The 19,226-nt window shown below is 34.2% G+C and carries 21 protein-coding genes; 11 read left to right on the top strand and 10 right to left on the bottom strand.

The features are described 5' to 3' along the window. Positions 1 to 9 precede the first annotated feature (9 nt). Genes G5V56_RS04110 through G5V56_RS04060 form a run of 11 tightly spaced genes read left to right on the top strand, consistent with a single transcriptional unit; the run spans position 10 to position 5,830 of the window. Positions 10 to 339 (top strand): ArsR/SmtB family transcription factor, encoded by a 330-nt coding sequence (locus G5V56_RS04110; protein WP_166961829.1) that lies wholly within the window; start codon positions 10 to 12, stop codon positions 337 to 339. Between the two features lie 51 nt (positions 340 to 390). Continuing rightward, complete coding sequence (locus G5V56_RS04105) at positions 391 to 588, top strand: hypothetical protein (RefSeq protein ID WP_166961826.1); 198 nt, start codon at positions 391 to 393, stop codon at positions 586 to 588. Positions 589 to 606: 18 nt separating this feature from the next. Then, entirely contained in the window at positions 607 to 840 is a 234-nt protein-coding gene (locus tag G5V56_RS04100) for a thioredoxin family protein (protein WP_166961823.1), read from the top strand. A 4-nt stretch (positions 841 to 844) separates the two neighbouring features. Further along, positions 845 to 1,222, top strand: coding sequence for a rhodanese-like domain-containing protein (locus G5V56_RS04095; RefSeq protein ID WP_166961820.1), 378 nt, complete (start codon positions 845 to 847; stop codon positions 1,220 to 1,222). Positions 1,223 to 1,236: 14 nt separating this feature from the next. Beyond that, the gene (locus tag G5V56_RS04090; RefSeq protein ID WP_166961817.1) at positions 1,237 to 2,214 is read left to right on the top strand and encodes a permease; all 978 of its coding nucleotides are present in this window, start codon (positions 1,237 to 1,239) and stop codon (positions 2,212 to 2,214) included. Between the two features lie 20 nt (positions 2,215 to 2,234). Further along, entirely contained in the window at positions 2,235 to 2,603 is a 369-nt protein-coding gene (locus G5V56_RS04085; protein ID WP_206285868.1) for a carboxymuconolactone decarboxylase family protein, read from the top strand. A gap of 27 nt (positions 2,604 to 2,630) precedes the next feature. After that, positions 2,631 to 3,521 carry a cation diffusion facilitator family transporter gene (locus G5V56_RS04080; RefSeq protein ID WP_166961815.1) on the top strand — a complete coding sequence of 297 codons (891 nt, stop codon included), beginning with the start codon at positions 2,631 to 2,633 and terminating at the stop codon, positions 3,519 to 3,521. Between the two features lie 16 nt (positions 3,522 to 3,537). Beyond that, on the top strand, positions 3,538 to 3,957 hold the full coding sequence (locus G5V56_RS04075; RefSeq protein WP_166961812.1) for an OsmC family protein: 420 nt from the start codon (positions 3,538 to 3,540) through the stop codon (positions 3,955 to 3,957). Continuing rightward, positions 3,954 to 4,670 (top strand): formylmethanofuran dehydrogenase subunit E family protein, encoded by a 717-nt coding sequence (locus G5V56_RS04070; protein ID WP_166961809.1) that lies wholly within the window; start codon positions 3,954 to 3,956, stop codon positions 4,668 to 4,670. The genes G5V56_RS04075 and G5V56_RS04070 overlap by 4 nt, the downstream gene beginning before the upstream one ends. A gap of 11 nt (positions 4,671 to 4,681) precedes the next feature. Beyond that, positions 4,682 to 5,119 (top strand): nitrophenyl compound nitroreductase subunit ArsF family protein, encoded by a 438-nt coding sequence (locus G5V56_RS04065; protein WP_166961806.1) that lies wholly within the window; start codon positions 4,682 to 4,684, stop codon positions 5,117 to 5,119. Continuing rightward, complete coding sequence (locus tag G5V56_RS04060) at positions 5,120 to 5,830, top strand: aromatic aminobenezylarsenical efflux permease ArsG family transporter (RefSeq protein ID WP_166961803.1); 711 nt, start codon at positions 5,120 to 5,122, stop codon at positions 5,828 to 5,830. It abuts the gene before it with no gap. 318 nt (positions 5,831 to 6,148) lie between these two features. Here G5V56_RS04060 and G5V56_RS04055 read toward each other — a convergent pair whose 3' ends face one another. The 10 genes from G5V56_RS04055 to G5V56_RS04010 all read right to left on the bottom strand — a co-directional run bounded on the left by G5V56_RS04055 (position 6,149) and on the right by G5V56_RS04010 (position 19,153). Beyond that, positions 6,149 to 8,083 carry a heavy metal translocating P-type ATPase gene (locus G5V56_RS04055; protein WP_166961800.1) on the bottom strand — a complete coding sequence of 645 codons (1,935 nt, stop codon included), beginning with the start codon at positions 8,081 to 8,083 and terminating at the stop codon, positions 6,149 to 6,151. Positions 8,084 to 8,138: 55 nt separating this feature from the next. Beyond that, on the bottom strand, positions 8,139 to 8,555 hold the full coding sequence (locus G5V56_RS04050; RefSeq protein WP_166961796.1) for a Fur family transcriptional regulator: 417 nt from the start codon (positions 8,553 to 8,555) through the stop codon (positions 8,139 to 8,141). Positions 8,556 to 8,559: 4 nt separating this feature from the next. Beyond that, positions 8,560 to 8,898, bottom strand: a complete 339-nt coding sequence (locus G5V56_RS04045; RefSeq protein ID WP_166961793.1) for a P-II family nitrogen regulator — start codon at positions 8,896 to 8,898, stop codon at positions 8,560 to 8,562. Positions 8,899 to 8,999: 101 nt separating this feature from the next. Continuing rightward, positions 9,000 to 10,238, bottom strand: a complete 1,239-nt coding sequence (locus G5V56_RS04040) for an efflux RND transporter periplasmic adaptor subunit (protein ID WP_166961790.1) — start codon at positions 10,236 to 10,238, stop codon at positions 9,000 to 9,002. A gap of 16 nt (positions 10,239 to 10,254) precedes the next feature. Beyond that, positions 10,255 to 14,658, bottom strand: coding sequence for a CusA/CzcA family heavy metal efflux RND transporter (locus tag G5V56_RS04035; protein ID WP_166961788.1), 4,404 nt, complete (start codon positions 14,656 to 14,658; stop codon positions 10,255 to 10,257). 98 nt (positions 14,659 to 14,756) lie between these two features. After that, positions 14,757 to 15,068, bottom strand: a complete 312-nt coding sequence (locus G5V56_RS04030) for a DUF6660 family protein (protein ID WP_166961784.1) — start codon at positions 15,066 to 15,068, stop codon at positions 14,757 to 14,759. Positions 15,069 to 15,485: 417 nt separating this feature from the next. After that, positions 15,486 to 16,064, bottom strand: a complete 579-nt coding sequence (locus G5V56_RS04025) for a YceI family protein (RefSeq protein WP_166961781.1) — start codon at positions 16,062 to 16,064, stop codon at positions 15,486 to 15,488. A gap of 130 nt (positions 16,065 to 16,194) precedes the next feature. Beyond that, positions 16,195 to 17,463, bottom strand: coding sequence for a hypothetical protein (locus G5V56_RS04020; protein ID WP_166961778.1), 1,269 nt, complete (start codon positions 17,461 to 17,463; stop codon positions 16,195 to 16,197). A 54-nt stretch (positions 17,464 to 17,517) separates the two neighbouring features. Further along, entirely contained in the window at positions 17,518 to 18,099 is a 582-nt protein-coding gene (locus tag G5V56_RS04015; protein WP_166961775.1) for a YceI family protein, read from the bottom strand. A gap of 154 nt (positions 18,100 to 18,253) precedes the next feature. After that, complete coding sequence (locus G5V56_RS04010) at positions 18,254 to 19,153, bottom strand: DUF4382 domain-containing protein (RefSeq protein ID WP_166961772.1); 900 nt, start codon at positions 19,151 to 19,153, stop codon at positions 18,254 to 18,256. Positions 19,154 to 19,226: the final 73 nt, after the last annotated feature.

Below are 19,226 nucleotides of genomic sequence, written 5' to 3'. Positions count from 1 at the left end.
GATTGAATTATGAAAAGAACTCTAGAAAATATTAATTACAAGGAAGATACAGAACTTTTAGCTCGTTTTGCTAAAGCATTAGGTCATCCAACTCGTATTGCCATTCTAAAACACTTAGAAAATCAGTCATGTTGTTTTACAGGGGATTTGGTCGATGTATTGCCGTTGGCTCAATCTACTGTTTCACAACATTTAAAAGAATTAAAAAACGCAGGATTGATTCAAGGCGAATTAAAACCACCTAAAATTAAATATTGTATCAATCAAAAAAATTGGGAAAGAGCTAAACTATTATTTGAAACATTATTTAACTATGATCTGACAAACAAGAAGTATTAAAAAAATATTATAATTTTATCGCTTATTTGCGATAAACAAATCATTTCGATTATGAAAAATTATATAAGCTATGTGATACAGGATGCAAAGGAGCACACACATCATTCAGAGATAATTGATATTATAAGTCCACCATATACCTACTCTTCAGCCCCAGAAGTTACAGAAGTTTTTAAATGGGCAGAGAACAAACGATTGAAGCTTTTACCCGATCAAAAACTGATTATAACGAATATGTTTAAAATATAATTTTAAAAAAAACAGAAGATGAAAACTATCAAAATATTGGGAACAGGATGTCCAAAATGCAAAACAATGACCGGAATTGTTCAAGATGTAGTGAAAGAAAATAATATTGATGCTACTATTGAAAAAGTTGAGGATATAATGGAAATTATGAAATACAACGTGCTTTCAACTCCAGTATTGGTAATTGATGAACAGATTAAAATAAAAGGACGTGTTCCCTCTCCAAAAGAAGTATTAGAACTATTAAAATAGAATTATGGAAAAAGCAAAACAGATATGCCCAACAACAACGATGGGCAAAGTAAGTAATGGTGCATTAATTGTGGATGTAAGGAAAGCAGATGAGGTGGCAAATGTTACTTTTGACGTGCCAAATTATATTAATATTCCTATAAATGAATTAGAAGACAGACTTAGTGAACTTCCAAAAGATAAAGAAATTGTGATGGTTTGTTTAAGCGGAGAAAGAAGCTTGAAAACCACTTATTTTCTAATGAATAATGGTTATCAAAACGTGTTCAATATGGATGGTGGTATTATAAAATGGGCTTCTAAAAAATTTCCTACTAAAGGAGATGTAAAATCTTTATTATCACAATCTAGTTGTGATTGTTCATCTTCTAATTGTTGCTAATAAAAATTTAAACAATGTTTGATTGGATTGAAAATTTTGCTGAATGGCTAGTCTTTGACACCTTTGGAATGACCAAAGGAGCACACTTAGCTGAAGCTTTAAACTTTTTTATTTACGATACAATTAAGATTACTTTACTATTAGTTGTTATTATTTCCTTAATGGGAATTGTAAATAGTTATTTCCCAATAGATAAAGTAAGAAATTACCTTTCAAGAAATAAACTATATGGTTTAGAATACCTTATGGCAAGCTTATTTGGGGTGGTTACTCCGTTTTGCTCTTGTTCATCAGTACCTTTATTTATTGGATTCGTTAGAGGGGGAATTCCTTTAGGTGTAACATTTGCATTTTTAATTACCTCTCCACTGGTTAATGAAGTGGCAATTGGATTATTTCTAGGGCTTTTTGGCGTCAGAATTACAGTTATATATATACTAAGTGGCATTCTATTAGGTGTTGTATCTGGACTTATTTTAAGTCGATTTAAATTAGAACGCTTTTTAACACCTTGGGTAAAACAAGTATTGGAAACTGCACAAAGAGAAGAGGATATTTTTAAAGCAGAAAAAACACCGTTTTTAAAACGCTTACCAATAATTTGGACAGAAGTTAAAGATATTTTAAAAGGAGTTTTACCCTATGTAGTCGTTGGTATCGCAATAGGTGGTTTAATGCACGGCTATATACCTGATGGTTTCTTTGAAAAATATATGAGCAAAGACAATTTATTTGCTGTACCATTAGCAACAATTATGGCTGTACCAATGTATATGAATGCATCGGGTATTTTACCAGTAGTTCAGGTATTGGTTTCAAAAGGAATTCCTATAGGAACTGCTATTGCATTTATGATGGGTGTTGTTGGCTTATCATTACCTGAAGCAATGTTACTTAAAAAAGTAATGACCTTTAAATTAATAGGTATTTTCTTTGGTGTGGTAACGCTATGCATTATCATTTCGGGGTATATATTTAACATCATATTATAAACATTTTAAAACAAAAAATAATGGAAACAAAAAAACCAACAACAGAACAAATCCTTTCTATGATGAAAGGTGCTATGAATGGTAAACTACCAAGAGCAATAGAGTTAGCTGGAGAAATTTTTCCGGAATTGGTAGAAGAACACGCTCATAGTAGTGCGTTTGCTTTACCTCAAAACGGAGCTTTAGAAGCTGAAACAAGAACATTAATCTACTTGGGAATTGCATTAGCCACAGGTAGCAAAGCCTGTATTGAAGCGATGATGAACAAAGCTAAAATGCAAAATATTTCCAAAGACAAAATTTTGGAAGCTTTTAAAATTGCACGTTATGCAGAGGCTACAAGAGTTGTAGGCAATGCTGAAATTGTATTTGAACATTTAAAAAACTAAAACACAGACAAACCTTAAGGATTCAAAATGTCGCATACCCATACCCATACTAAACCAAATTTAACTTCAAATGATATAAATCGTTCTTTTATTATTGGAATAGGTTTAAATTCAATTTATGTCGTTGTTGAATTAATATATGGTTGGAAAGAAAACTCAACAGCCTTACTGTCTGATGCTGTTCATAATATTGGGGATATTTCTGGTTTATTATTGGCTTTTTTAGCATTCCGATTATTAAAGGTAAAGGCAAATAACACCTTTACTTATGGGTTTAGAAAAGGTTCTGTTTTAGCATCATTTATCAATTCAATTTTATTAGCATTTGCTATTGGAGCAATAGCTTGGGAAGGAATTCAGCACATTTTACATCCTGTACCCACTAGTGGAACTATAATAATGATTGTAGCAGCTATTGGTATCGTAATTAATTTTGCATCTGCACTTTTGTTTCGCAATAAAAAAGATGCCGATTTAAATATCAAAGCGGCTTATTGGCATCTAATGGCAGATGCCTTGGTGTCTTTAGGTGTTGTAATTGCAGGTTTAATTATTAAATACACCGATTGGTATTTTGTAGATGGCATTGTTGCTGTAATAGTTGCGGGTGTTATCTTATTTTCTACTTGGAGTTTGTTTAAAGACAGTATCATTGGTATTCTCGATGGTGTTCCTTCTAATATCGATACAGATGAAATTACGCATCATTTGTTAGAAATAAAAGGAGTAAAAGAAATTCACCATATCCATATTTGGAGCATTAGCACCAACGAAAATGGCTTAACGTGTCACGTTAAAATTGATGATTTAGAAAATATTCCTAGCATTAAAGAAAAAATAAAAAAAGAATTAGAAGAGCATAACATTTTGCATAGCACCTTAGAGTTTGAAATCAATACAGAAAATTGCAATGGATAAATTTCAAAATAAAATTATGTTAGAATACAAAATAACTGCTACAAGCAAAGCAGGAGGTGAAGCCACTGCAAGAGCAAATAATGGAATTGTTCATTTTGATGCTTCGGCAGGAAGAAAAGAAAATCTTCCAAATCCGGCAGAGCTTTTACTCACTTCTTTAGCAGCTTGTATGTTGAAAAACGTAGAGCGATTTTCCGAGATATTAAAATTCAATTATGCGCAAGCTAAAGTAGATATAAAAGGTTTTAGAAATGACAGCCCGCCATTTATGTCTAAAATTGATTATACGCTTCAAATTGAAACAGATATGGATGAAAAAAAACTGCATCTATTACATAAAAACATTCTAAAATTCGGGACTATTACCAACACCTTGGCTAAGGTTGCTGAATTAAATGGAACCATTGAATTTTTAACACAAACTAAAAATGGATGAGGATTTTAATTTTTACAATCTCATTTGTTATTGTTTTTACAGCCTGCAACAAAGCATCTAAAAACGAAAACAAAATGGAAAACAATAGCAAAACAGAAGCAGTAAAAGAGAGTACTGAACCTACTATAAAAGTGATAGATACTCATTTTTCGAAAGGTAGGTTAGGATTAGAACATGAATTGAATTTAGAAGATTTAGAAAAATTTCACGGGCATTTATGTGATGGTTTGGTCGTTGGTTTTTTAGGGCTACAAGAAGGACTAAGTGTCCTTTATCCTAATGGAATTGTAGATAGAACGAATACTAGAATTGCAAGTAAAGCTTCACCTTGCTTAACCGACGCTGCTATTTACATTACTGGAGGTCGATATCAATTTAATTCCTTTTATGTTGATAATACTATTGAAAACGGATTTTACATCATTCAACGAAAAGATAATTTAAAATCAGTAAAAGTTGCTATGAATAAAGGTGTGAAACCACAAATCATTAACAATTTAGGTGAAAAAGCAGACGCAGGAACTTTACCAGCTTGCGAATTAGATAAACTCAAAACAATGGAAGAAAATTTTTCTAAAAAATTACTTTCCACTAATCCAAAAGAAAATTTCTCTGTAACCGAAATTACTGACTTTAAATGGAATCCTGTTTTGGAAAATGATTACATCAAAACAGATATTCTCAATAAAAATAAATCAAATTGTAATCAATAAAACAAATAATAATGAAAACAATCAAATTTTTATCAATTTTAGCAATTAGTCTAATATTTACATCTTGCAACGGTCAAGATAAAAACAAAACAACTTCATTAAATAAATCAATTTCAAAAATAGAAATTCTTGATTTTCACTCAACACACAGATGTATGACGTGCAATGCGATTGAAGCAAATACTAAATACACGTTGAACACTTATTTTGCAAAGGAACTGAAAGATGATAAAATTACATTTCAAGTTATCAATGTAGATAAAAAGGAAAATGAAAAAATTGCTGAAAAATTCGAGGCATCTGGAACATCCCTATTTTTGAACGTGATAAAAAACGGAAAGGAAACCCAAATAAATTTAACCGATTTTGCCTTTATGAATGGAAATGACCAAGAGGCCTTTTCTAAAGAACTAAAAGCTAAAATCGATACAGAATTAAAAACATTCTAAATGGATATTTTACAATCTCTTTTAGAGAACTACAATATCCCAATATTATCAGCATTTATTCTCGGACTAATGACAGCCATTAGTCCGTGTCCTTTGGCGACCAATATAACTGCAACCGCTTTTATTTCTAAAAATATTTCCAGTAAACGAAAAGTGTTTTTAAGCGGAATATTATATTCTTTAGGAAGAGGGTTCAGTTATACTGCAATTGGCTTGATATTATACTTTGGTGCAAGTAAGTTCCATATTGCCCGATTTTTCAACCAAAACGGAGAAAAGTATTTAGGACCTTTATTAATAATCATTGGGCTGATTATGCTAAATATTATCAAGCTCAATTTTTTAGGAAAATTGAATTTTCAAGAAAAACTATCTGAAAAATTTAAGGACAAAGGGCTTTTAGGATCTTTTTTGATAGGTGTAGTTTTTGCTTTGGCGTTTTGTCCTTATAGTGGAGCATTGTTTTTTGGAATGTTGATTCCTATGACAATTGCATCAGCAGATGGACTTTACTTGCCTATTGTATTTGCATTAGGAACAGGCTTGCCCGTAATTCTTTTTACTTATTTATTAGCTTTTACAGCTGGTAAAGTTGGTGTGTTTTATAACAGAATCACTAAAATTGAAAAGGTAATGCGAACAGTCGCAGGTGTCGTTTTCATATTGACGGGATTGTATTATGTTTTCATTTTCACAGGAATACTGGAATAGTGAAAAAAACGGTTAAAGTGAACCACTGAAAACGGAATTTTTTGAGCCACATAAAAACTCTTTTCAATCTAAGCATTTAAAAGGATTTGCAATAATTATTGCTATGCTCACTTTTATCCGCTGAATGTGGCTCTCCTTGTCCGACCTATCCAATATTCGGGCAATTTCAATACTCCAAATTATTTAGGATAATTCTTAATAATAATTTTAAAGATTCATGGGACACCTTACACATTATCTTTATTTTTATGTTATTTTTAGTTGGTTTTTAAACTTTGGAACCCATTCAATTTCTGCAGCTTTGGGTCAATATTTTCATTATTCCCATTTCATCTTCTGCAATCTAACTGCATTTAAAATTGCTAATAATGCCACACCTACATCTGCAAAAACAGCTTCCCACATGGTCGCTAAACCTCCTGCACCTAAAATCAAGACAACTAATTTAACCCCAAAAGCCAATATAATATTCTGCCATACAATTTTTCGGGTGGAGCGGCTAATTTTTATGGCTGTAACAATTTTTGAAGGTTGGTCAGTTTGGATGATGACATCTGCTGTTTCAATGGCCACATCACTTCCTAAACCACCCATTGCAATACCAACGTTACTTGCTGCTAAAACTGGAGCGTCATTGATACCATCACCTATAAACGCTACCTTGTTCTGTGGGTTTTTCTTTAAGGTTTCAACTTCATTTAATTTGTCTTCTGGTAACAAACCTCCTTTGGCTTTTTCGATGCCTAACCCAGAAGCTATTTGTTGCGTAATGGAATCTTTATCACCTGAAAGCATCATTATGTTTTTGATGCCGACTTTGCGCAATGCTGTAATAGTGAGTTTAGCATCTTCTTTCAATTCGTCAGCAATCACTACATAACCAGCAAAATCATTATCGATTGCTACCAATACAATGGATTCTACAATAGATTCTGTTTCCTTTGGAAACTTAATATTATTTGCAAGCATTAAAGCTTTATTACCCACTAAAACAGTCTTCCCATTTACATTGCCTTTTAAGCCTTTACCTGCAATTTCTGAAACTTTTTCCGCTTCAAAATCTTTGCTATTTTCTTTATACTCCATAATGGCTTTTGCAATAGGATGTGTAGATTGCGCTTCCATAGCCATTAAGTATTTCATAAATTCTTTTTCATTCCAATTGATGGCTTTAATTTCCTTGATTTTGAAAACACCCTTGGTAACCGTACCTGTTTTGTCCATTACCAACAGATTAATTTTGGCCATGGCATCTAAAAAGGAAGCACCTTTAAACAAAATACCATTCTTTGAAGCTGCTCCCAATCCACCAAAATAACCTAATGGAATAGAAATTACTAACGCACATGGGCAAGAAATTACCAAGAAAATTAAGGCTCTGTATAACCAATCTCTAAAGACATAATCATCTACAAAAAGGTAAGGAATAAATGTAACACCAATAGCTAAAAACACAACAATTGGTGTATAGACGCGTGCAAACTGTCTGATAAATAATTCCGTTTTTGATTTACGTGCCGTAGCGTTTTGAACCATTTCCAAAATTCTGGCAATAGAGCTATCTTCAAACTTACTGGTGACTTCAACCTCAATAACACTTTCTAAATTGATACTTCCTGCATACACTTTGGCGTCTTTAATTACCGAATCGGGTTTGCTTTCTCCTGTTAAAGCTGCTGTGTTTAATGATGCTTTTTCAGATAATAAAATACCATCCAACGGAATTTTTTCACCTACCCGAATCTGTATTTTCTCTCCAATGTTTACTTCTTCCGGTGAAATACTTCTATAATCACCATCACGAAACACATTAGCTTCTTTTGGCCTAACATCCAACAATGCTTTAATATTTCCTTTTGCTCTTTTAACCGCTGCGTTTTGGAATAGTTCACCAACTGCATAGAAAAGCATTACAGCGACACCTTCGGGATATTGGCCAATTGCAAACGCACCAATGGTAGCTATGGACATTAAAAAAAACTCCGTAAATACATCACCTTTTTTAATACTTTCCCAACCTTCTTTTACTACTGGAAATCCAACGGGTAAATACGCTATGCCATACCAAATAATTCGTATCCAATCTCTAAAAAAAGATGTATCAACATAATCTAATACTATCCCAATGATAAGCATTGCAAAACTTATAATTGCTGGAATATATGCCTTGAAATTATTGGATGTTTTATCGTGATTATGTCTTTCTTCCGAATCTGGTTTTAAATCTCTTAAATTAACTTTCTTTTTTTTCATTGTTCTAAATTAATAATAACAAATATGACCATAAATACAGTGCAATGGAAGTGCATTATTGCCCACTGCATTTATCACAAACACCTTTTACAACCAAGTTTACATTTTCTGCCACGTAGCCTTCCGGTAAGCTGATGTGTGGTATTTTATGCTCGGTCAAACAAATGGTTTCATTGCAATTGTTGCAGTGAAAATGCAAGTGCAGGTCTGTATCTATCTCACAATTACAGTGCTCTTCACACAATGCATATTTGGTTACACCTGTACCATCATCAATTTGATGTGCAATGCGGTTTTCAACAAAGGTCTTTAAGGTACGGTACAATGTAGTCCTATCGGAATTATCAAAATAATCTTCAATATTTGTCAAACTGACAGCCACTTTCTTGTTCAAAAGGTACTGTAGAACCAACAAACGCATGGCCGTTGGTTTTACATTACTGTTCTCCATTATTTTCTCCAATACGTCCATTGCACTACAAATTATGGCTTTTTAAGGATTCCCCTGTTTTAATTTGAAAGGCGTCCTCTATGTTTGACAAATAAATAATGCCATCTCCCGGTTCTTCTGTCCTACCATGTGCCAAAATTATATCAATAGCTGCTTGTGCCTCTTCATTTTGGCAAACCAATTCTATTTTAACCACAGGACTGTCCGTTACATGGAAATCAAGGGAAGGCCTTGCTCCTTTTGCCTTAAATGCCCCAGTGCCCTCAGCTTGTGAAAGGGTCATGCTTTTAAACCCATTATCGGTCAACGCTTCAATTATTTCATGTATCCTGTTCGGTTTTACAAATGCTTTTATTTCTTTCATATTTTAATATTTTATGATTTTGAACCGAGTTTGTCTATAATTTTTAACTAATTAAGACCAAGAACAAACCCGGAATCAAAATCTTTGTTTACATTTTTAATCTAATCTTCGTGCTCCAATTCCCCTTTTATTCTTTCGGATGACAGGGTATAGGCCCCTTTGGTGACTACTTTAGCATCTTTTGAAACATTGGTGGGAAAGTTGACTTCTACAAAGCCCAAATCAGTGATACCTGTACTTACTGGTGTCATCTTATACCTCAATTTATTTTCTTCTGCTTTAACATCTTTGTCCAATATAAAAACAAAAGACTGTTCACCCTCTTTGATAATGGCTTCTTCCGGGACCACATAGACCATTTTTTCACCTTGAACAATTCTACCTTCAACATACATTCCAGGCAGGAGTTCTTTATCCTCATTGTGTACATCTGCATGCAAATGCAATGCTTTAGGGTCAGTTTCAAAGGTCTTACCAATGGCATGTATTTTAGCCTTTAAAAGCTCGTCAGGTTTTGAAGCCACAGTAAAATATATTTCTTGCCCTTCTTTTACTTTATAGATATCTTTTTCATACACTTTAAAGTCGGCGTGGATCTCTGTATTATTGCTAACCGTAAACATCTTGGTCTGTGGAGCAACATAATCACCAAGACTTACAATAACTTCATCTACAAAACCATCAATTGGTGTCGTTATGGGGATAGCCGAATAAATTTCACCCTTAGCTATCTTATCAATATTCAAACCTAACAGATGTAACTTTGCTTTTAATGCATTGACACTGGACGTTGTAGAACGAAATTTGGATTGGGCCATTTGATACTCCTTACCAGAAGACACCCCTTTTTCATATAAGGTTTGTTTACGCTCAAAGTCCTGCTTTAGGAAAACGAGTTCGTTGTTTTTTTCCTGAAAATCCTGTTGCATACTGATAATGTCAGGATGTTCTAGGTATGCCAATACTTGGCCTTTTTTTACCTTATCGCCTTCAATAACATGAATCGCTCTAACATTACCTCCTACAAACGGGCTAATGTTTGCTCTGTCTTGTGGGAACAATTCCAATTGACCCGTAACCTTTATGGTGTTTCCCATGCTTCTTTGCTCTAATGGTTTCACTTCTAAACCAATGGTTTCGGCCTGCATGGTTGATATTTCCACCACACCTTCCTCTCCTTCGTGGTCACCTTCTTCACCATGTGCACCTTCTCTATTTCCTGTATTTTCCGTTTTAACATTTTCACTCTCATTATGCCCCAATTCAGACTTTTGGTGTTTGTTGCAGCTTATAAACATAAGCATTAAAACTACAGTTGATATACTTATTATATTTTTCATTTCTCTTTTTTTAAGGTTATAGATTACCCAATTGATATTGTAACTCAATGGTTTGTTGGTTGAACTGATTAACATATTGCAAATGGTTTTGCTTGATTTTGATGGCACTATTGAGTATGGTAATATAATTCACATAATCTATTTCACCTTCTTTAGATGCCAGTTCTGCCGTAGCTATTTGTTCTTCCGCCAGTAGCAAGGCACCTTCCTCATAATAATCAAGGGTTTTTTTTGTCTTTTCCAATGATTTTAATAGTTGGGAAACCCTACTTTCGGTTACGGCTTTTTGTTCCAAATATTGATTCTCGACTATCATAGCATCTGCTTTAGCCGCCTTTACCCTGGATTTCTGTGGAAAAAACCATAATGGAATAGTAATTCCCGCTTGTAAGGTATTAAAACCAGATACATCATCAACTACCTGTTTTCCGAAGCTGAAACTGAACTTGGGCAAAAACTGTGATTTTTCAACTCCAACATTCGCTTGGCTTACTTTAGTGTTTTGCAAGGCAAATTGCAATATTGGATTATTCTCTACCGAAATTGAATCTCTAGTACCCATAAAAGTCAATATTTTATATTGTCCTTCTTCAGTTTCAAAGGTATCCTCAATACCCAAATACTGCTTTAAGGCACGCTTGGCAATTTCAATATCATCATAGGCCTGTTGCCTTAACACTTGTATTTGTTGATATTCAGAAGACGCTGCAATAAATTCCAACTTTCCTGTCTCTCCTGTTTCATATCGCAATTCGGCCGCAGACTTAAAATTGGTGTAAACACTATCCAATTCTTTAGCAAAACGCAATTGGGCTTTGCTATAGTTTATTTGGTCATACGCTTGCATCACATTGCGAATCAGTTGTTTTTCGTTCAACACATAGAATTTTTCTCCCAAAGAAACACGCTCTTTATAAAACTTAACTTTTGAAAAACCGGAAAGCAAATCTATATTTCCCTGTTGTACACCGATAGTGGTCTGTATTCCTGGAAGATTATTGCCATATTCCTCTTTACCAGTAAATACTTGGGTACTTCCAAGGTCAAAGCTTGTTCCTTTCATCGCCTTTTCTCTATCAATAAACGCTTGACTTTCCTTAAGAGAAGGGTAATTCTCTTTTGCCATTGCAATAGCTTCTTCCAAGGTAATGGTCTGGGCCATTTGGTTGTCCTGTGCGGTAGCGGAATTTGATGTCAAAAATCCTCCCAAACTCAATAAAACAATAATAACCGTTGTACTTTTCTTGATGTAACTTACGTCTCCACCATTTTCATTCTTTTCTTTTCGGGATTCCAGCCAATAATATAATACCGGAATCACAACAAGGGTCAAAAACGTTGCAGTAATCAAGCCTCCAATAACCACCGTTGCCAATGGCCGTTGTACTTCCGAACCTCCAGAGGTAGAAACCGCCATTGGGATAAAGCCCATAATGGCCGCGGTAGCCGTCAGCAAAATTGGGCGTAAACGCTCGTAGGTGGCTTCGTATATTCTGGCTTTTAAATTTGTCATTCCACTTTCTTTTAGTTCATTGAATTTGTTTATCAGTACCAATCCGTTTAAAACCGCAACCCCAAAGAGCACAATAAAACCAACACCTGCCGAAATACTAAAAGGCATACCCCGTATCAATAGTGCAAAGACACCTCCAATAGCGGCCAAAGGCACCGCCATATATATCATAACCGATTGTGAAAACGAGTTTAATGCAAAATAGAGCAATATAAATATGAGCGCAAGGGCTATAGGTACTACAATCATTAAACGGGCTGATGCTCGTTGAAGATTTTCAAAAGAACCACCATAGGTTACATAATAGCCTGGGGGCAGTTTCACTTCCCTTTCAAGTTTTTGCTGGATTTCCTCGACCATGGATTTTACATCACGGCCACGTACATTTACGCCTACTGAAATACGGCGGTAGGTATTGTCCCTTGAAATTTGCATTGGGCCCGGTTTATAACTGATATCTGCCAATTCCTTTAAAGGGACTTGGTTGCCATTAGGCAAATCGATATAGAGGTCCTTAAGATTGTTAATGTCCTTACGGTATCCTTCCGCCAATCGAATGACCACATCAAACCTTTTTTCACCTTCAAAAATCACACCGGCCTGTTCACCAGCAAAGGCAGCACTTACATAATCATTTAACTTATCAATGGTTACGCCATACTGTGCCATTTTTGCCCGGTTGTAGACCACTGTCATTTGTGGTAAACCACTGGTGGCCTCTATACGTACATCGCCAGCACCTTGTACCGTTCTTACTACAGCAGCAATCTCTTCTATTTTTTTGGCCAAAACACCTAAATCCTCACCGTACAGTTTTATCGCAACATCTTCACGTACTCCCGTTAACAACTCATTAAAACGAAGTTCTACGGGTTGTGTAAACACAAAGTTTACTCCTGGAATAACGGATATTTTTTCTTTTATCTTTTCAATTAGTTCCTCTTTAGTTTCCGCGGTAGTCCATTTGCTCTTATCTTTTTCCAGAATAATATAGCTATCGGCAATATCCATGGGCATTGGATCGGTTGGGATTTCTGCCACACCAATTCTTGAGACCATCGTTTTTACTTCTGGAAACTGCTTTACAATGTTTTGAATTTTTTTTGAAGCCTCAATAGATTCAGTAAGGCTACTTCCAGGTTTTATCAATGCCTGCATGGCAATATCACCTTCGTCCAATTTCGGGATGAATTCTCCACCCATATTACTAAAAACAAAACCGGCAACAACTAACAATCCAATAGCACCAATCAGGATTCCAGCCTTAAACCGAAGTGCAAACGTTAACAATGGCTTATAGGCCCGGTTCAATGCAGACATTATCTTATCGCTAAACTTATCAATATTGTTTTCAAACTTTGCGAACCAATTATTTGGGTTTTGAGCAGGTTTTAAAAACAGAGCAGCCGCCATCGGCACATAAGTAAGACATAGAATTATGGCTCCCAAAACTGCAAAACCAAAAGTAAATGCCATAGGACGGAACATTTTCCCTTCAACTCCAGTTAAAAACAGAATAGGTGTAAATACAATTAAGATGATCAACTGCCCAAAAAAGGCCGAATTCATCATGGTACTCCCTGAATCATAGGCAATTTCATCCATTTCTGCTTGTCCAATGAGGGTCTTGGATTTTTTCAAACGTTGATGGATTTGGAGTACCATGCCTTCCACTATAATTACGGCACCATCTACTATAATCCCAAAGTCTATAGCTCCAAGAGACATTAAATTAGCCCATACACCAAACTGTTTCATCAAAATAAATGCAAACAAAAGCGATAAAGGAATTACCGAAGCTGTTATCAAACCACCTCGGAAACTTCCCAATAGCAGCACCAAAACAAAAATCACAATCAATGAGCCCTCTATAAGGTTTTTTTCCACGGTACTCGTTGTTCTTGCAATCAGCTCACTTCTACTCAAAAAAGGTTCTATATAAACCCCTTCTGGCAGCGATTTTTGAATTTCATCAATACGCTTTTGTACATTGTTTATAACATTGCTTGGGCTTTGTCCCTTAAGCATAAGTATTTGTCCACCTACTGATTCGTGGCCATCTTGGGTGAATGCACCATAACGTACCTGATTTCCGAAACCTACTTTTTCAGCCACATCACGAATTAAAATTGGGCTTCCATTTTGCGTGGTCACCACGGTGTTTTCCAAGTCTTTTAAACTACGTGCCAATCCTTCACCTCTAATAAAATTAGCCTGATGGTTTTTTTCGATATAAGCACCTCCCGTATTGGCGTTGTTCACTTTTAGAGCTTCAAAGACTTGGTTCATGGTGATACCGAAACTTTTTAATTTATCTGGGTTGATAGCAACCTCATATTGCTTAACAAAACCTCCAAATGCATTTACCTCTACCACGCCAGGAACCAATGCCATTTGGCGTTTTACAATCCAATCTTGTATGGTACGAAGTTCCATCGCATCATATTTGTCTTCATAGCCCTCTTTAACTTTTAGCGTATATTGAAATATTTCACCCAAACCTGTCGTTATTGGTGCCATAAAGGGCTTTCCGAAACCTTCGGGTATTTCTGAGCTAACATCTGCTAGCTTTTCCTGTACCAACTGTCTTGGGAGATAGGTTCCTGCCTCATCCTTAAAAACTATGGTTACTACGGACAGACCAAAACGGGACACAGAACGCAGTTCTATAACATCAGGGAGGTTTGCCATAGCCAACTCAACAGGATAGGTTACAAATTGTTCAATATCTTCTGTGCCAAGGTTTGGCGCTACGGTTATTACTTGTACTTGGTTGTTTGTTATATCGGGTACAGAACCCAGGTTTATAGTGGTCATAGACCAAATGCCCGTACCAACAAGTGCCACTATAAATAAGCCAATAATAAATTTATTATTAATGGAAAATGAAATGATTTTATTAATCATGGAATAATAGTTATAATGAATTTATAAATAAAGAATAGTAACCAATAGCTGTTATTGGCGACTTGAATTTATAAAATACCTGCATTTGCAGGTATTCATTATACCTGTGGTGGTTGTAAGATGGAGGCACTAAAGTCCTTTTCCAGACCTTTAAAGTGGTAAAACACTATTGTAGAAATATCAGTTGATGCTACTGCAAATTCAATAACCTCAAAATGTGTTACATGAACTTGGCAGCAATGGCATATACAAAAGGGCGAACATAAATCCAATCCTTGATGTTGATGGTCGTTGTTTGGACTCTGAGAAATCTCAGTTTTAACTTCGTTGTTGAGCATACCATTATCTTCGCAAGGAGCTAAATTAAGCGAGAAGATGTATAATGCTAATATGAATGCTGAAAATTTCATTGTGGCAAAGATATAAATTATTCAATGCAATGGTTGTGCAAATAAATAAAATCCCTATGAACAAAAACTTATGAAATTTTGATTAAATCACAAATCAAAACATGGAGCAATAGAAAAAGATAAAAAATAGAACTATCCCATATACCTATCTATTTCGTAGCCATCCTTGCACTATCTATATCATACCCATGTAATATAATTGTTTTATGTATAATAATTGCTTTTTACCAATATTTGTCCAAACAAATGAAACGGTAATTTTGACTCCAATCATTATTTTGACGAAAAACTCTTTGAAGAACACTTTCTCGGCTCTATCCAATAAAACTGAATTTATAGTTCTTGGTAACTAAAATTAGAAAATACAAAAAGAGCTGAAGTAATTACTTCGGCTCTTTTAAGATTTTAAAAGTAAATTTAATATTCTTCAACTCTCAGTTGAAAATTAATATCAATAGTATCTTTTACGACTATGAGCCCAAAGGCTTTTTTTGGTGGCTCTAAATTAAAATCACGAAGATTTAAACTCAATATACCTTTAATAAGTAATGTGTCTTCACCTTCAAATTCGATAGGTATGCTATAAGATCTTGTAATACCTGCAATCTCTATATCCAATAGTGCTTGGATTCGATTTTCATTATTTGGGTCTTCACTTATTTCCTTTAATTTAATGAATATGTGTGGGTAAGTTTCCGATTTTAAAAGTTTTTGAAAATCATTGTTTATTCCTGTTCCTCCACAATCAAAATTAGCATTATCTAATACTAAGGTTGTTTTATCAAAAATAATCTCATCTTTATATTTCCTAAAAAAAACAGGAATAGGTTTATTCAATTTTGAGACATTGTATTGACACTTAAATGTACTGATATTTGTTTTTCCTTTAATAAGAATTTTGCTGGTGGGTGCTATTAAAACAGACGTACTTCCAACAAACGCATTTGTAAAAGCCAATGTTGCTAAAATAGAGATAAAAAATAGAATCTTTTTCATGTCCTTATTTATTAACTAATGGTTTTCAGGTTTTAATAATTAAAAAAAGTAAGTCTAAAAGTATACGAGTCTTTTAATTAAATTTCTAACTCATAATTATACTTTTAGACTTACCATTGTACTTATTTTTTTAGAAACTTATAACTGCTTCAGCTATGAGTCCGTTAAATTTACCATCTTCTAAAAGGTTTCCTGCTGGATAATCTTTATATTTTTGAACTACATATTCGGCTTTCATCAAGATGTTTTTGGTCATAAACCAACCAGCTCCTAATTGAAATCTATTGATGTTTACATCGTCTCCACTAGCTAGTTCAGCATTTACGGTATTGTAACGGCCGCCAAAATACAAGTTTTCAGAATTTCCAAATCTGTAAAGAATCTCACCGGCATATTGTTGTGTTTGTCTTCTGCTGCTTTCTGCCAAACTTCTACCTGAAGTTAATTCAACTGTACCAAAAGCTTCTAAACCACCATATTTAATAAATGGGTTTATCATTACGGCTGTGATTTTATTTTTAAAACCAGGATCAAAACGACCAGATCTAAAGTTATCGCTTGTAGCAGTGGCATCTTCCATAACGCTGTAATATCTAGAACCTGCTCTATCTGCGGTGTACAAATATACACTTGGTGCATAGCCTGTGTTGTACAACGAACCTGTTAACCTGAATCTGAAATCGTCAGTTATTTGTTTGTCGTATCCAATTTTTGCCAAGAAAGCTGCGCCTCCTGTAGTTCCATTTGATTCTTTTACGTTTTGGTTTAATTTACCGTTGCTAAAACCAATCATACCTAAAAATCCACTATCAGTTCTGTACAACAACTCAGCACCAACCTCTGTAGTAAATGAATCCATAATTAAGTTACCAACAAATGGGTTGTAAATGGCTTGGGCATTATCACTTCTTCTAAAATGGGCATCGCCATAGTTGTTTTCCATGTGGCCTATTTTAATAGTGGCATGGCTCATGAAGTCTTCCAAGAATCCTTTACTAATAAAATCCAATTTATCAATTTGGAAATATCCGCCTTTTACATAAGTATTATTGTGGTGTCTAGATGATAAATACGTTCTTAAGTGCATTCTTACGCCTTCTGCCAATACAACATCTAAATCTAAGTTAGCCGTTGCCAAGTTAAAGTTGCTTCCTATTTTTCCTAAAGGAATAGCTCCTGAGTTCTCGTTATCAAGCGCTTGGAATTGTAGAGTGGAGGCACCACCAATTCTTACTTGCACCCCATCAAAATTGGTCACACTGTCTTTTGGGCTTTCAAATACATTTAAGCCACGTTGGTCCGGCAACCTGTAATTGTTTAAATCTCTGTTTTGGGCATAAAAACCGAATCCTGTTAATATGGCCACCAATAGTATTGATTTTTTAAAATTTGTGTTCATAATTTCTGTTGTTTAATTGTTTTGATATTTAATTTATTTATTTACTTTTTTGATTTATTTGAATATTGTTGAAAATTCAACGGTAATTTCGTCGCCGGTGGTTATTGTTCCAAATAAGGCTGTTGGTGGTTCTATATTAAACTCGGTCATTTTAATTTTTTTCTCACCAGTCAGTTTAATTTTGGAATCGGTAACACTAAGTGTAAAATCTAAAGAGATAGTTTTTTTAACACCAGCAATGGTTAAATCTCCAATGGCATTTACATCAAACACTCCATTATCTTTGCTAATGGTTTTTTTAACTTCAGTTAATTGGAATGAAATAGTTTTATACTTATCCGTTTTTAAAGCTTTATAAGTGTTTTTATCCATACCACGTTTGCCACTTTTTAAACTTTCAGCCACAATATTAATATTGATTTTTTCTATTTGACCAGTTTCAAGGTTGTTGAAATTTATTTTGCCGCTTTGGTCTTCAGCAACTTCATGCCAATCGTGTATGCTAGAAGTTCCCATAATTTTTAATGATGATTCTTCTTTTAATAATTTAAACTCTTGGGCTTGAGTTAAATTAAATGTTACTGTTAATAGAATTATCAAACTTAAAATTCTAGTACTTATTTTATGCGTTTTCATTTTAAAGTTATTTTTTGATTTTTAATTTTGGTACAAATTTCTATACCAAATAGAGTGTAAAATATGATGTTTATCATATCTTAACATAGAAGTCATCTTGATTTTTTGAGTTACAACCTCTTTTATTTATTATTTTTGTTTTCTTCCAGAAGATCTAATTAGAAATCATCATAATAAAATTCATATTTAAAGTATTATTTGACATCATATTGAATTCGCCCATATTTTGTTCATTTCCAACAGGGTTCATAATATAACCGTCTAATTCAGCTTCAATAGTATACATTCCTTGCGGAATTCCAATAAACGTATAATTTCCATTATCATCAGAATGGGTTGTGGTATAAAGTGCTCCATTATACATCAATGAAATAGTAGCATTTGGTAAATTTCCAACAGTATCCTGCACATTGCCGTGAATGGTTCCAGACGTTGACATATCCACAATACGCATGGTTGGCATAAAGGTAAAACCGCTCATACTCATCATCATATTAGATCCAGATCCAGTGAAGTTCACACCCTCAAGCATAAATGATTGATTAACATCCATATCTAACAAAAACTCGCTCATACCACCTTCTGTAATAGTTAAGGCATTATTTAAAGTGATATCAATACTTTTGTTGTTTGAATTTAACATCATCCCACCTTGCATCATGCCGTTACCAGAATAGCCATCTTGATTCATATTATATGTGTACGTATCACCATTTTTAGTGACCATTTCTGTAGATGACACATATAAACGCATCAAATCATAATTTCCTACGGGAATTTCAGTATTTGCCATGGTTTCAGTTATACCATTTATCAGTTCTAATAAATTATATGTCATCGGTGTATTCATGATGTTTATCATAGAATTAGTATCAGCATTATTGCCGATTTCAATTTTATCAATGGTTACACTTGCCGACATGAATTGATCATAATGCATGGGTGCATCACTCAGTTTAACTGAAAGCTTGCCTTTTGGTTCGGCTGTGTCATCTGAGCAACTTGCTACAGCTATTAACAATAGTGTAACGAAAAAATATTTTATATTTTTCATTTTAATGTATTTTAAAATTAATTATAACGTATTTAAAGTTTGGTCGGTTATAATTTATAATGTAAAAGGAAGT

This window comes from Yeosuana marina, from assembly GCF_011762485.1.
GTDB classification, from domain to species: domain Bacteria; phylum Bacteroidota; class Bacteroidia; order Flavobacteriales; family Flavobacteriaceae; genus Yeosuana; species Yeosuana marina.
The sequence above is the reverse complement of the archived record's forward strand: the minus strand, read 5'-3'. Positions and strand labels throughout refer to the sequence as shown.

Bases quoted from the DNA above. Each gene is read 5' to 3' on its own strand.
- G5V56_RS04110 (WP_166961829.1), top strand. From the start codon at position 10: ATGAAAAGAACTCTAGAAAATATTAATTACAAGGAAGATACAGAACTT.
- G5V56_RS04105 (WP_166961826.1), top strand. From the start codon at position 391: ATGAAAAATTATATAAGCTATGTGATACAGGATGCAAAGGAGCACACA.
- G5V56_RS04100 (WP_166961823.1), top strand. From the start codon at position 607: ATGAAAACTATCAAAATATTGGGAACAGGATGTCCAAAATGCAAAACA.
- G5V56_RS04095 (WP_166961820.1), top strand. From the start codon at position 845: ATGGAAAAAGCAAAACAGATATGCCCAACAACAACGATGGGCAAAGTA.
- G5V56_RS04090 (WP_166961817.1), top strand. From the start codon at position 1,237: ATGTTTGATTGGATTGAAAATTTTGCTGAATGGCTAGTCTTTGACACC.
- G5V56_RS04085 (WP_206285868.1), top strand. From the start codon at position 2,235: ATGGAAACAAAAAAACCAACAACAGAACAAATCCTTTCTATGATGAAA.
- G5V56_RS04080 (WP_166961815.1), top strand. From the start codon at position 2,631: ATGTCGCATACCCATACCCATACTAAACCAAATTTAACTTCAAATGAT.
- G5V56_RS04075 (WP_166961812.1), top strand. From the start codon at position 3,538: ATGTTAGAATACAAAATAACTGCTACAAGCAAAGCAGGAGGTGAAGCC.
- G5V56_RS04070 (WP_166961809.1), top strand. From the start codon at position 3,954: ATGAGGATTTTAATTTTTACAATCTCATTTGTTATTGTTTTTACAGCC.
- G5V56_RS04065 (WP_166961806.1), top strand. From the start codon at position 4,682: ATGAAAACAATCAAATTTTTATCAATTTTAGCAATTAGTCTAATATTT.
- G5V56_RS04060 (WP_166961803.1), top strand. From the start codon at position 5,120: ATGGATATTTTACAATCTCTTTTAGAGAACTACAATATCCCAATATTA.
- G5V56_RS04055 (WP_166961800.1), bottom strand. From the start codon at position 8,083: ATGAAAAAAAAGAAAGTTAATTTAAGAGATTTAAAACCAGATTCGGAA.
- G5V56_RS04050 (WP_166961796.1), bottom strand. From the start codon at position 8,555: ATGGACGTATTGGAGAAAATAATGGAGAACAGTAATGTAAAACCAACG.
- G5V56_RS04045 (WP_166961793.1), bottom strand. From the start codon at position 8,898: ATGAAAGAAATAAAAGCATTTGTAAAACCGAACAGGATACATGAAATA.
- G5V56_RS04040 (WP_166961790.1), bottom strand. From the start codon at position 10,238: ATGAAAAATATAATAAGTATATCAACTGTAGTTTTAATGCTTATGTTT.
- G5V56_RS04035 (WP_166961788.1), bottom strand. From the start codon at position 14,658: ATGATTAATAAAATCATTTCATTTTCCATTAATAATAAATTTATTATT.
- G5V56_RS04030 (WP_166961784.1), bottom strand. From the start codon at position 15,068: ATGAAATTTTCAGCATTCATATTAGCATTATACATCTTCTCGCTTAAT.
- G5V56_RS04025 (WP_166961781.1), bottom strand. From the start codon at position 16,064: ATGAAAAAGATTCTATTTTTTATCTCTATTTTAGCAACATTGGCTTTT.
- G5V56_RS04020 (WP_166961778.1), bottom strand. From the start codon at position 17,463: ATGAACACAAATTTTAAAAAATCAATACTATTGGTGGCCATATTAACA.
- G5V56_RS04015 (WP_166961775.1), bottom strand. From the start codon at position 18,099: ATGAAAACGCATAAAATAAGTACTAGAATTTTAAGTTTGATAATTCTA.
- G5V56_RS04010 (WP_166961772.1), bottom strand. From the start codon at position 19,153: ATGAAAAATATAAAATATTTTTTCGTTACACTATTGTTAATAGCTGTA.